This is a genomic window from Streptomyces auratus (assembly GCF_050433025.1).
Taxonomy (GTDB): Bacteria; Actinomycetota; Actinomycetes; order Streptomycetales; family Streptomycetaceae; genus Streptomyces; species Streptomyces sioyaensis.
In genome coordinates, this window is record NZ_JBNGCB010000003.1 from 2,645,874 (window position 1) to 2,657,969 (window position 12,096).

Consider the following 12,096-nt stretch of genomic DNA (forward strand, 5'->3'; position numbering starts at 1 on the left):
TGCTCAAGCGGCGGCCGCCGGCCTCAGTCCAGAAGGCCGGCGAGCCGCCCCTCCAGGACCACCAGCAACTCGCTCAGCGACGCGGCGAGTTCCTCCTGCCGGCGCTCGCCGATGCCGCCGAGCAGCGACGCCTCGTACTCCAGCTGTTCGGGCAGCAGCCGGTCAACGGTCTCGCGGCCCTCGTCGGTGAGGGAGAGATGCGCGACCCGGCGGTCCCGGTCGTCGGGCCGGCGGACCACCAGCCCCCGCTCCTCCAACTGCCGTACGCGTTTGGTCACCGCGGCGCCGGAGGCGAAGGTCTCGCGGGCCACCCGCCCGGGGGTCAGCTCGCGGTCCATCCGGCGCAAGGTGGCGAGGATGTCGAACTCGGGACGGGTGAGCCCGGCCTTCCGCAGCGGCGCGTCAGCCGCCTGCTGGAGCAGTGCGGAACAGCGGTTGAGCCGTCCGATCACCGCCATCGGGCCGGTGTCCAGCCCGGGGTGCACCTGCTGCCACTGGCGCTGCACCCTCGCGACGATGTCCTCGGTCACCCGCACTCTCCTCTCGGCCCGGCCGTACGCCTCCCAATTGTGCCTGCCGCATGGTGCCGTCCGCCGGGCGGCACCATGCAGGTCAGACGGCCGCCGCCGGCATCGAGAGCTGCCGGACGAGCAGGGCCAGCGCCCGGTGGCCCTGCTGCTGGGCATGGTCGATCCGTTCGTCCGGCAGGGCGCGCTGCCACCACTCGCCGGACGCGACCTCCACGGCCTCGCGGAGCTCGGCCAGGCAACCGGCCAGCCGGTCACGAGCCCATCCGACATCCCGGGCACCGTCCGCACCGGCTGCGGGCCCCGCCGCGAGCAGCCGGGAGGCATCGGCTTCCACGGCCGCGACCCGCTCCAGAGCGACCTCGATACGGTCTGCGGCCCGCCGGTTGGTGACCACGACGCAGCAGGCCAGGCCCACCACCGCACCCACCACGGTGTCGATCCAGCGGTCGGCGATCAGCGCCCGCGCCGGTAGCCGGCTGCCGAATCCGGCCAGCAGCAGGGCCAAGGGCGTGATACACACCGAGCCGAGCCAGTAGTTGCGGCTGATCCAGGCTTCCGCCCCGAGCATGCAGGCCAGCGCCAGCCCGATCATCGCGAGGTGCCCGACGCGTATCAGCGGCAGCAGCGCGGTGTAGAGCAGCAGCCCGAGCAGACTCCCCAGGGTGCGCTGCAGCGCCCGTTGCCAGGTGAGAGTGGTGTTGGCCTGGTAGATCGAGGCCGCGGTGACCACGGCCCAGTACGGGTGCCCGACACCGAGAGCCATCGATGCCCAGCCCGCCAGCACGCAACCGGCAGCGACCCGCGCACCGATCGGCAGCAGCGGTGACCCCGGAGCGAGCCGAGCGAGCACCGGCCGCACCCCGCGCGGATGACCGGGCGCGGACCGCCGCACCCCGGCCACCTCGCCGGCGACGCCCACCACTTCCACGTCCTGTGCCACGTCCTGTGCCACGTCCTGTGCCACGTCCTGCGCGGCCGAGAGCACCATCCCCGGCAGCGGCCACCCGCCGCGCAGCCCACGGGCCCAGGCCCTGAGCCGGTCGGCTTCTGGGTGCCGGTGCGGGGCCGCGTGCGCGTGTGTGTGAGGCGGCGCGTGCGTGGCTGGAGCGCGGCTTCCGGGTTCGGGTGCTGCTGTCGGTTGGCCGGCGCTCCGACCGATGTCCTGGCTGCAGTGCCGGCCGGCGTACGGCCCGCCCTCCCCTTCGGCCTCCTGCCCCATCCTCCCCAGTACCGACTCGGCCCGGATCAGCAGTCGTTCGAGCCCCGCCCGGGCGGTGGCCTTCGCCGGGGTGTGCCTCGGCACCATGTAGAGCGTGCGCCATGCGGCATGCACCGCGGCGGAGGTGGCATGCCAGGCGTCCGACATCCCCGCCGGCTGCGCGCCGTTGGCGCGCGGTTCCGTACGCAGCAGCCCCGCCGCCGCGTCCAGCGCGCGGGCGACGACGATTCGCTCGGGCCCCTGCGGCCGTAGCAGGGCCGGAGCCATACAGACCAGCCAGGCCAGGACCCCGGTGCCGAGCGTCAGCGCGAGGTGCAGGGGTACCTGCCCGAGGTGCTGTGGCACGAAGAAGGCCGACGCAGTGATGAACGTCAGGATGATGTTCCCCGGCGGCCCGAGGCGCGCCGCATCAAAGCCCGTCTTGTGGACCGCGGCGATCAGCGAGGCGCACACGACGAGCAGCCCGGGCGAGCTGGTCAGCGACGCGGTGGTCAGCGCGATGCCCACGCTCGCCGCCATGGCGAGCACCACCCACAGCAGCGTGCGGGCTCGGGCGGCGTACGGCAGACCGTGCCCGTACAGGGCGCACAGTGCTCCGGCCGCCGGGTAGAAGATCAGGTCCAGCCGTCCCAGCGCGAACAGTGTGAGGGCCGGGACGGCCATCGCCACCACCGCACTGAGGGCCGACTTGTGCCAGATGTCGCTGGGTCGACCGAGCCGCACCGCGCTCCGCACGGGCAACGGCCGGACGCGCACCCCGATCCCCGACTCGGTACGGCCGCCCTGCCCGGACGGCTTGCCGTGCTTCCCCATACAAGAAGGTTAACAGGTGTTTCACTCGTAAAAGATATGGCCCAACCGACGAGGGCGGCGATCTCGAAGAAAGAACGGCGACGAGGGGACGGGACAGCGACCCCGAGGAAGCGACAATGGCCAGGTGCCAGCCGCCAAGAAGAAGACGACGACCGCGAACGCGTCCCCCGAGCGTCGCCGCGAACTGCTCAACACCGCGGCGGAGATCTTCGCCGCGCACGGCTACAACGCCACCACCGTCCGCCGCATCGCGGACGAGGCCGGGATGCTCGCCGGGAGTCTCTACTACCACTTCGATTCAAAGGAATCGATGCTGGACGAGATCCTGTCCAGCTTCCTGACCGAGTTGTGGGACGGCTATGACGCCGTACTCGCCGCCGGGCTCGGCCCCCGGGAGACCATCGAGGCCCTGGTCACCGAGTCCTTCCGGGAAATCGACCGGCATCGTGCCGCCGTCGCCATCTACCAGAAGGAATCCAGGCACCTCGCCGCCCAGCCCCGCTTCGGCTATCTCACCGAATCCCAGCGGAAGTTCGAAAAGGCCTGGCTCGGCACCCTGGAGCGAGGCGTGGCCGACGGAGTCTTCCGTGCCGACCTCGACATCCGGCTCACCTACCGCTTCGTTCGCGACACCGTCTGGGTCGCGGCGAGCTGGTACCGGCCGGGCGGGCAGCACAGCCCCGAGGAGATCGCCCGGCAGTACCTCTCGATGGTGCTGGACGGCATCGCCGTACGGGTGTGACCTCACCCCGGCAGGCGCCGGCGCTCTCCGCGCCCGCCGAGGTCCGTCCGCTATCGGCGGCTGGTCAGCAGGGGGTGTTCTTCACGTACAGCGCTCGCGGCCCCTGGGTCGTGCCGTAGCGGACGTCCTTCGTCGCTCCCTTGGGGAGGCTGCCGTGAGGGTCGCGCTGATGCGGGACGACGATGGTGAAGCACGAGGTCCGCTTGGTGCACAGATTCGTCAGACGGACATAGCGCTCGTGGCCCTTGTTGAAGTACTTCCGGACCTTGACGCACTGCGGCGACCGGTCGGCCGCTGCCGCATTTGAGGCGGTGGCCAGTGTGACAGAGGCGCTGCACGCCACTATCGCCACCACTATGGCCAAGAACTTCCTCATGTGATCCCCCCGCTGGACAACTCGGATTTCCCCCGCGAAGCCCTTAGACGCTTCGCACGTTCATTCCCCATTGTCCACACCACTCAGGGAAAATCAGCCCCGGGGGCCACACAGGGACACAAGCGCGACACGAGCGCGACCCTTTCGGAACCGGACCGGGCCGTTGCGGTACGGCTCCTCCACCCGTCTGCCGAGGAACGCCGGGCGCTCTGCCCGCCGCCTAGTGGCCTGTTACGGAGCAGGTCAGGCCCTGTTGCCGCGGCGCGGCCGGTGCGCCGATGTGCGAGGCACGACCAGGCCTGCCACACACCGGTGCGGGGGTAGTTCAATACGGGACGGGCCAGGTTGGTCACATTTCCCGGTTTGCCCGTCTGCCCCTCCCGCCCCCGCCCCTCCCGCCCCGCCCCGTCCACCCCGCCCCGTCCCGCCCAGCCCAGACTCGCCACCCAGCCCAGACCCACCCAGCCCAGACCCGCCCAGCAGGGCACTGCATTGCACGGCCTGTCCGGCACGGCACTCCCCGGCAACCCTGACAGCGGGGCTCACCGCTCAGGCCGCCAGCGGTATCCCCATGCCGCCCTCCGGCGCGCTTCGTGCGTGGCAAGCACCGGCACGGGTCGGCCCCGGCCCCGAATGTCTCGGGCCCTGGCCCCGTATCTCTCACCCGGCCTCATACCTCTCACCAGGCACCCGCATGTCTCGCCCGCCCGCGATCCAACGCCCCCAAAGGGCCGGAACGGTACCCACGATCCGGACCAGCCCACGAGCCTGCCCAGGGCCGGCGCGCCGCCGAGCCACCGGCCGGGAGGTCACTCGCCCGCAGACGGGCGTGCCGTCACCACCCGCAGGCCCCGGTCCGCGAACTCACGTCGGGTTGCCTCCTTCGCTCCGCTGTCCGTGATGAAGGTGTCAAAGACATCCGCGTGACCGACCCGGGCGAAGCAGCGCTCGCCGATCTTGGACGAGTCCGCGACGACCACGGCACGCCGGGCCCGCTCGGCCATGAGGCGGTTGACCCGGGCCTCGGCCTCGTCGTGCACCGTGGCGCCCATCATCGGGTCCATGCCATTGGCTCCGATGAAGGCGACGTCGATGGAGATCTGCTGAAGCACCAACTCGCTGAACGGACCGACCAGTTCGAACGACCGCGAATGCGCCACCCCACCCGTGAGCACAATCTTGATCTGTGGCCGCACGGCCAGCTCATTCGCAATGTTGAGGGAGTTGGTGACAATCGTCAGGTGCGGTTGCGGGCCGGCCTCCGCAAAGTCCGGACGGGTGGCCAGCACGCGGGCGATGGCCGTGGTCGTGGTGCCACCGCTCAGTCCGACCACATCCCCCCGTTCGACCAGCTTCGCCGCGGCGTTGGCCACTGCCTCCTTCTCCGCCGAGCGGTGCGCATGCTTGTAGCGGATCGGCAGGTCGTACGCCACCGAGCTGAGCACCGCGCCGCCCCGGGTACGGGTCAGCAACTGCTGCTCCGCCAGGGTGTCCATGTCGCGCCGCATCGTGGCGGCCGAGACCTCCAGCGCGGTCGCGGCCTCCTCGACGTCCACCCGGCCCCGGTCCCCGAGCAGCTCAAGCAGTGCGTTCATCCGTTCATGGCGCTTCATGGCGCGAGCCTAATTCGTTTCAGCAGGCCACGGTGGCGCGCGGTATGCGCCGTCGTACTCCACTGTGGGCTCCTCTCTGTCGTGGCCCCGCCGGTGCTGCCGAGTTGTCTACGTGATCATTGGCCGGGCGGGGCGAGGTGTATGGATGGCGTGCCAGGGCAGGCCACCGGCTCCGCTGTCTCACCCCCGAGCCGGGGCCTGGGCCGCGTACTGGCCCGGAACCGCCGCCGGAGTGCCCAGGACGTCCAGGAGACGTGCCGCTTCCTCGGCCACTGCCGCCCGGGCCGGCTTGATGTACTTCCGCGAGTCGACGAGCGCCGGGTCGGTATCCAGCGTCTGCCGTATCGAGTGGGTGAAGACGGAGACCAGATGAGTGGAGATATTGATCTTCGTCATTCCGGCGGCGATGGCGCGGCGCAGTTCGTCGTCCGGCACCCCGGAGGAGCCGTGCAGGACCAGCGGCACCGGCAGGGTGGAGTGCAGTGCCGCGATGAGTTCCTTGTCGAGAACGGCCGTGCGTTCCTGCATCGCATGTGAGGAGCCGACGGCCACGGCGAGGGCATCGACGCCCGTTGCGCGGACGAAGGCCAGGGCGTCGTCCGGGTTGGTGCGCACACCTGGCGCATGGACCCCGTCCTTGCCGCCGATCTCGCCGAGTTCGGCCTCGACGTAGGCGCCGCGCTCATGGCACCAGGCGGTGAGTTCGGCGGTGGTGGCGACGTTCTCTTCGTACGGGAGGGCGGAGGCGTCCACCATGACCGAGCCCACCCCGGCGGTGATGCCCTGATGGACCAGCTCCGGGTCGGTGATGTGGTCGAGGTGTACCGCGATCCGGGCGGTGGACTCCTCGGCGAGGGCGAGGGTGGCACGTGTGAGGGGTCGCAGACTGCCGTGATAGCGGATGCAGTTCTCACTGATCTGCAGGATCAAGGGGATGCCGGTGCGCTCGGCGGCGGTGACCAGTGCCTCGGCGGTCTCCAGATGGATGACGTTGAACGCCGCGGCACCGACCCGCGCCGCACTTGCGGCGTCGACGATCGATGAGGTCGGAACTAGGGGCATGGGACGCTGACTCCCTTGCGGATGGGGCTGGTTGAGGTGAGGAAGGCGGGGGAGGCGCTCGGCGAGGCGGCGGCTACGAGGCGGCCGGCGCTTCGAGCATCACCGAACGGGTCAGGCTGCGCGGGTTGTCCGGATCCAGGCCGCGGGCGCGGGCCCGCTCCAGCGCCACCCGTTGGACCAGCACCAGGTCCGCCAGCGGATCGCGGGCATGGCGCACGAATCGGGCACCGGTCCGCACCACATCGGCCTCCAGCCCGTCCGGAGCCGGGCCGAACAGCCAGGTCACCCGGCCCGGTGCGGCTATCGCGATCGGACCGTGGCGGTACTCCATCGCGGGGTAGGACTCCGTCCAGCTCTGCGAGGCCTCCCGCATCTTGAGCGCCGCCTCATTGGCCAGACCGAACGTCCAGCCCGTGCCGAGGAAGGAGAACTGCTCGGCGTCCACCCATTCCTTCTCCACCGGTGCGACCAGCGCCTCTTCCGCGTCGGTCACCGCACGGGAGATGTCCTCGCCCAGATGCGCGCGCAGCAGCGTCAGCGCCGTCGTGGCGAAACGGGTCTGCACCACCGACTTCTCATCGGCGAACGGCAGCGCGACCGTCCGGTCGGAGAGGGCTACCGCCGGTGTCTCGGGATCGCCGATGATCGTCACCGTCGGGATGCGCCCCTTGACGGCATCGAGCACGCGCAGGACCTCGGTCGTGGTGCCGGAACGCGTGATGGCCACCACTGCGTCATAGCCGCGGTCGCTGCCGAGGAAGGCCTCGGAGGCGGCGAACGGATCCGTCACCCCCTGGCCGGCCGCCTCCCTCAGTGCCGCGTACGACTGCGCCATGAACCATGACGTGCCGCAGCCGATGACTGCCACCCGCTGTCCGGCCTCGGGCAGCGGACCGGCCGCCGCACCGAGCCGCGCGGCCTCCCGCCAGGTCTCCGGCTGGCTGTTCAGCTCCTGCTCCATGTACGAGATCTCGCTCATGGCCACCCTCCCGTGATGCTCATTGCCCTGCGCAGAAACTTGGACTGCGCAAAACTGCAATATTTTGGTTCGTTGCAATCGACTGTACGCAGAAAAGCTCGCAGCGTTCCATCCCTCGAACGAGTGGACGTATCAGAGGGGGCGGGAGGACTGCCGGCTTGTGGTGGGCCTGATGGGCTAAGCGAGTACAGGGGTGTGGCCTGGGATTGGTCGGGTTGCCAGTTGGGTGGATGCAGGGACGAGGGGACGACAGGGAGGTGAAGTGAAGGTGTTGACAGCTGCGCGAAAGGCGCCGAATACTCGCAAGATCAGTCATGCACGTTTCGCCATGTTGCAAGGCCCGCCCGCCGCACAAAGGACTTCCCGTGTCCACTGCCACGCTCTCCGCGACGCCCCCGCCGCCCTCACCCCACACCGCACGCCGCACCGGCAGGCTGTTCGCACTCACCGGCGCCGTCGTCGGCGTCATCTACGGCTACGACACCGGCAGCATCTCGGGTGCCCTGGTGTTCCTGAGCAAGGACTTCCATCTCACCGAGGCTGAAAAAGGCCTGGTCAACAGCATCTTGGTGGGAGGCTCCATCGTGGGTGCCCTGATCGGCGGCAAGCTCGCCGACGCCCTGGGCCGCAAGGCCGCGATGCTGATCGTCGCCGGCTCCTACGCCGTGTTCGTCGCGCTCTCCGCCCTCGCGCCCGACGTCATCGTGCTCGACGTCGTCCGCTTCCTGCTCGGCGTCGCCATCGGCATCTCGATCGTCGCCGCCCCGCTCTATGTCGCCGAATCGACACCGGCACGTATCCGCGGAGCCTCCGTCGCCGCCTACCAAGTCGCCACGGTCGCGGGCATCGTCATCACGTACTTCGTCAACTGGGGCCTGTCCGGCGGCGGTCACTGGCGGTGGATGCTCGGCCTTTCCGCGATCCCCGCCGCACTGGTCCTGATCCCGCTGCTCCGGCTGCCGGACACCCCGCGCTGGTACGTCCTCAAGGGGCGTACGGAACGGGCCGTCGAGGTCATGGCCATGACCGACCCGGATGTCGATCCGCGCGCAGAGGTGGCCGCTGTGGGAGCGGCCCTCGCCGAGGAGAGCGGCGGCTCGGCCCGCTCCATGCTGCGCAAGCCGTACGCCCGTGCCGCCCTCTTCGTCGTCGGTCTCGGGTTCTTCTGCCAGATCACCGGCATCAACGCCGTGACGTACTACAGCCCGCAGATCTTCGAGGAGATGGGCTTCACCGGTAACGGCCAGAACTTCCTGCTGCCGTCCTTCGTCCAGCTCGCCTCGTTGGCCGCGACGGTGCTCGCCATCCTCATCATCGACCGGCTCGGCCGCCGTGTGGTGCTGCTCAGCGGCATCGGCACGATGGCCGTGATGCTTGCCGTCCTGACCGCGGTCTTCGGCACGGGCGAGCTGCACGGCGCCATGACCTGGGTGGGGTTCACCGCCATCCTGCTGTTCACCGCCGCCTTCAACTTCGGCTTCGGCTCACTGATCTGGGTCTATGCGAGCGAGGCGTTCCCTGCCCAGCTGCGCTCGACCGGGGCGTCGGTCATGCTCACCGCCGACCTGGTCGCCAACCTCCTGATCGCCCAGTTCTTCCCCTCCCTGATGGCGTGGGCGGGCGCCGCCCGGACGTTCGCGGGACTCGGCGTCCTCGCGCTCGCCGCCCTGGTCTTCGCTTTCGCCACCGCGCCCGAGACCAAGGGCCGCCAGCTGGAGGAGATTCAGGACTACTGGCGCAACGGGGGACGCTGGCCCGTGCCGCTCGCACCGGGCTCCGCGAGTCCCGGCCCGCACCGCGATGCGGCGCTCCCGCCGACCACGACTGCGTAGGCGCGGGATGGCGGCGCCCCTGGCGTCCCGGTGTGCCCCGCCTGCCGCGGCACGGTGCAGCTGCCTGCGCGCCGCGGGGTTGCCGTCTCAGGACGGCAGTTGCTCCCGGTACTGCTCCAGCGCGGGCGCGGTCGTCGTCGCCACGAACTCGGTGACCCGGTACTCACACACGCCGGCGAGGACGAAGGGGTCCTCGGCCACGATCCTCTCGACGGTCGCACGGTCCGGCCCGGCAGCGAGAATCACGCCGCCGTCGCGCGGCACCTTGCGGCCGGCGGCGAGGAAATGCCCCGCGGCGTACCCCTTCTTCAGCCACTCCACGTGGTCCTCAAGGACCTCGTCGACGCGTGCGAGGGGTGCGGTATAGGTCAATTCCAGTACGAACATGGCTGCAATATAGAGGAGGTGCCGCACGCGGCCGCCGGCCCTCCCGGGAAGGGGGCGTTCCGCCCGGTGCAGGCCGCCGCTGGCCCGCCGGCTCGGTGCCGCGGGCCCGTCGGGATCCGCCACCGAGCCGATCCGCCCGCTCCGGCTCCCTCGCTCAGCGGTTCGGTAGCGTGGTGGCCACCATGGACACTCCCGGAACGCCCTCCTGCGACGACGAACTGCGGCACTGGCCCACCGACGAAGCCCAGGCACGCGCGGTGCAGGACCGGTTGCGGCCGCTTGTGCGGCTCGATGAATCCGGTCCGGAGCCAGGGTTCGACGGCACCGTGGTCGGCGTCGATGTGGCCTACGACGACGCACGCGATGTCGTCGCCGCGGCCGCCGTCGCGCTGGACGCCCGTACGCTCGCCGTCGTCGACGAAGCCACTGCCGTCGGGCAGGTCTCCTTTCCGTATGTCCCGGGACTGCTCGCCTTCCGTGAGATTCCCACCGTGCTCGACGCGCTCGCCTGCCTCGCCCGCGTTCCTGACCTCGTGGTCTGCGACGGGTACGGGCTGGCGCACCCGCGACGCTTCGGGCTGGCCAGCCATCTGGGGGTGTTGACGGGGCTGCCCACCATCGGTGTGGCCAAGAATCCCTTCACGTTCCGGTATGCACCTCCCGGGCCCGACCGCGGCGACACCTCCCCGCTGTTGGACGGCGCCGAGGAGGTGGGCCGTGCGCTGCGGACCCAAAAGGGCGTCAAGCCGGTCTTTGTCTCCGTGGGGCACCGCGTCGACCTCGACCGGGCCTGTGCGCATACGCTCCGCCTGGCGGCTCACTACCGCCTTCCGGAGACGACGCGGGCCGCCGACGCGCTGTGCCGGAAGGCGCTCGCGGCCGCCTGAGGTGGCCGGGCGAGGGAACCGCGCTACTCCTGGACGACGCGGAACGTGATGCCTGCTTCCTGGAGGCGAGCGGTGAGCGCATCCCCCATGGCGACCGCGGTCGTCACCTGGCCCGCGGTCTCCGGCAGATCGTCGAAGGCCAGGCTTAGCGCCGACTCGGCAAGCATCTTCGCCGTCTCGTCGTAGCCGGGGTCGCCGCCCGCGACCTCGGTGACCAGGTGCCTGCCGCCGGCGGAGGCGACGAAGCGCACCTTGAACCAGCTGCGCGCACGGCGCTCGGGGCCCGGCCCGTCGCCCGGCTCCAGACGCCCCGACAACCAGCGCCGTGCGGGCGGCACCTGGGCGAGTGCACACAGGGCACCCGCTCCCAGCGCCCCGCCGACGGCGATCGGCAGCCGCTGTACGCCCGCGTAGTGGCGATAGCGGAAATCGGGTCCGTAGCGCTCCAGCGCGGCGGCCGAGCGCGCGACGATCTGCGCGTCGACGGTGGGCAACGGCACACCCCAGGTCCGTGTTTCGCGGCTCTTGAGGGGCGGGCCGAGGGGCGCTCGCACCGTGCGGCCGGCCGGTCGCGGTGCGGCCCGCTGCCGTTCGCGGGCGGCCCGCGCCATGGCAACCGGGCGCGAGGCGGCGTTCAGCGCGGAGGCCAGCGTGCCGCCGGAGAACGTGGCATTGCTCCGGACGAATCCGTCGATGCGCACCGGGACGTCTTCGGGGAGGAGCCCCACCGTGAAGAGGACCCCCAGATCGTGCGGGACGGAGTCGAAGCCGCCCGCATGCACGAGGCGGGCACCCGTGGCGCGTGCCGTCGCGTGGTGCCGGAGGTACATCCGGTCGATGAACTCCGACTCCCCGGACAGATCGACATAGTCGGTGCCGGCTGCGGCACACGCGGCCACCAGCGGCTCACCGTGCAGCACATAGGGGCCGACGGTCGTCATCAGTACCCGGGTGCCGGCGGCGAGCGCGTGGAGCGAATCCGCATCGCTGCTGTCGGCCCGCAACAGCGGCAGCTCGGCACAGGCCGGGTCGATCTTCACCAGCCGGTCGCGCAGCTGCTCCAGTTTGGCGGTGTTGCGCCCGGCAAGGGCCCAGCGGCAGTCCTTGGGGGCGTGTTCCGCGAGATATTCGGCCGTGAGCGCGCCGGCGAAACCGGTCGCGCCGTAGAGGACGAGGTCATGGGCCCGTCCGGTGGTGTCCTGCCGTCGCATCCTGCGTCCTCTCCAGCACCCTCGTGACCTGGAGTCCGGACCCTAGGCAGTGGCCGTCGCCCCGTCAACGACCGCTCACAGCAGTGCCCTTGGGCGTTCAGGGGCGGCGCGGAGCACGGCGTGCAGTCTTGACAGTGCGTCGGCACGGGGCCAGATTCACGAAGAGCACCACGACGTAGGACGTCCGATGTCGGGTGCGCCGCTCACTGCTCTCACCCTCTTTCCCTTCGCCCGCCGCCTGTGGCCGGGCGGATGTTCCGGCGTCCGTCCACCGCGCGGAACCCGGGCGCCGGCCCTGCGGACACCGCGCCCGACGACACGGCTCCTGACGACGCCGCGCCCGACGACGCCGCGCCCGACGACGCCGCGCCCGACGACGCCGCGCCCGACGATGCCGCTCACCGAATCGCCCGCCGACTGCTGGAGGAGGCCGGATCGCTGTGAC

At 70.7% G+C, this 12,096-nt stretch carries 12 protein-coding genes; 4 read left to right on the forward strand and 8 right to left on the reverse strand.

Going from position 1 to position 12,096, the window contains the following annotated elements:
- Positions 1 to 23 precede the first annotated feature (23 nt).
- Positions 24 to 530: a MarR family winged helix-turn-helix transcriptional regulator gene (locus tag BKA18_RS31310; protein ID WP_366044653.1), complete on the reverse strand. Its 507-nt coding sequence runs from the start codon at positions 528 to 530 to the stop codon at positions 24 to 26.
- Between the two features lie 82 nt (positions 531 to 612).
- Positions 613 to 2,562 (reverse strand): FUSC family protein, encoded by a 1,950-nt coding sequence (locus BKA18_RS31315; RefSeq protein ID WP_366044652.1) that lies wholly within the window; start codon positions 2,560 to 2,562, stop codon positions 613 to 615.
- A 124-nt stretch (positions 2,563 to 2,686) separates the two neighbouring features.
- Between BKA18_RS31315 and BKA18_RS31320 the strand changes: the two genes are divergently transcribed.
- Complete coding sequence (locus BKA18_RS31320; RefSeq protein WP_366044651.1) at positions 2,687 to 3,304, forward strand: TetR/AcrR family transcriptional regulator; 618 nt, start codon at positions 2,687 to 2,689, stop codon at positions 3,302 to 3,304.
- Between the two features lie 64 nt (positions 3,305 to 3,368).
- Here BKA18_RS31320 and BKA18_RS31325 read toward each other — a convergent pair whose 3' ends face one another.
- From BKA18_RS31325 to BKA18_RS31340, 4 genes are all read right to left on the reverse strand, one after another.
- On the reverse strand, positions 3,369 to 3,680 hold the full coding sequence (locus BKA18_RS31325) for a hypothetical protein (protein ID WP_235450724.1): 312 nt from the start codon (positions 3,678 to 3,680) through the stop codon (positions 3,369 to 3,371).
- 809 nt (positions 3,681 to 4,489) lie between these two features.
- A complete protein-coding gene (locus BKA18_RS31330) occupies positions 4,490 to 5,293 on the reverse strand; it encodes a DeoR/GlpR family DNA-binding transcription regulator (RefSeq protein ID WP_366044650.1) in 804 nt (267 codons plus the stop codon).
- Between the two features lie 180 nt (positions 5,294 to 5,473).
- Positions 5,474 to 6,355: a class II fructose-bisphosphate aldolase gene (locus tag BKA18_RS31335; RefSeq protein ID WP_366044649.1), complete on the reverse strand. Its 882-nt coding sequence runs from the start codon at positions 6,353 to 6,355 to the stop codon at positions 5,474 to 5,476.
- 73 nt (positions 6,356 to 6,428) lie between these two features.
- Positions 6,429 to 7,334 (reverse strand): SIS domain-containing protein, encoded by a 906-nt coding sequence (locus BKA18_RS31340; protein ID WP_366044648.1) that lies wholly within the window; start codon positions 7,332 to 7,334, stop codon positions 6,429 to 6,431.
- 365 nt (positions 7,335 to 7,699) lie between these two features.
- On the opposite strand from BKA18_RS31340, the gene BKA18_RS31345 reads away from it, so the two are divergent.
- A complete protein-coding gene (locus BKA18_RS31345) occupies positions 7,700 to 9,166 on the forward strand; it encodes a sugar porter family MFS transporter (RefSeq protein WP_366044647.1) in 1,467 nt (488 codons plus the stop codon).
- Between the two features lie 87 nt (positions 9,167 to 9,253).
- Here the strand turns inward: BKA18_RS31345 and BKA18_RS31350 are convergent, their stop codons facing one another.
- A complete protein-coding gene (locus BKA18_RS31350; protein WP_006602051.1) occupies positions 9,254 to 9,553 on the reverse strand; it encodes a YciI family protein in 300 nt (99 codons plus the stop codon).
- 182 nt (positions 9,554 to 9,735) lie between these two features.
- On the opposite strand from BKA18_RS31350, the gene BKA18_RS31355 reads away from it, so the two are divergent.
- Positions 9,736 to 10,440: an endonuclease V gene (locus BKA18_RS31355; RefSeq protein ID WP_040897957.1), complete on the forward strand. Its 705-nt coding sequence runs from the start codon at positions 9,736 to 9,738 to the stop codon at positions 10,438 to 10,440.
- Positions 10,441 to 10,463: 23 nt separating this feature from the next.
- Here BKA18_RS31355 and BKA18_RS31360 read toward each other — a convergent pair whose 3' ends face one another.
- Entirely contained in the window at positions 10,464 to 11,651 is a 1,188-nt protein-coding gene (locus tag BKA18_RS31360; RefSeq protein ID WP_366044646.1) for a saccharopine dehydrogenase family protein, read from the reverse strand.
- 252 nt (positions 11,652 to 11,903) lie between these two features.
- On the opposite strand from BKA18_RS31360, the gene BKA18_RS31365 reads away from it, so the two are divergent.
- On the forward strand, positions 11,904 to 12,095 hold the full coding sequence (locus tag BKA18_RS31365; RefSeq protein ID WP_366044645.1) for a hypothetical protein: 192 nt from the start codon (positions 11,904 to 11,906) through the stop codon (positions 12,093 to 12,095).
- The last annotated feature ends 1 nt before the right edge of the window (position 12,096 follow it).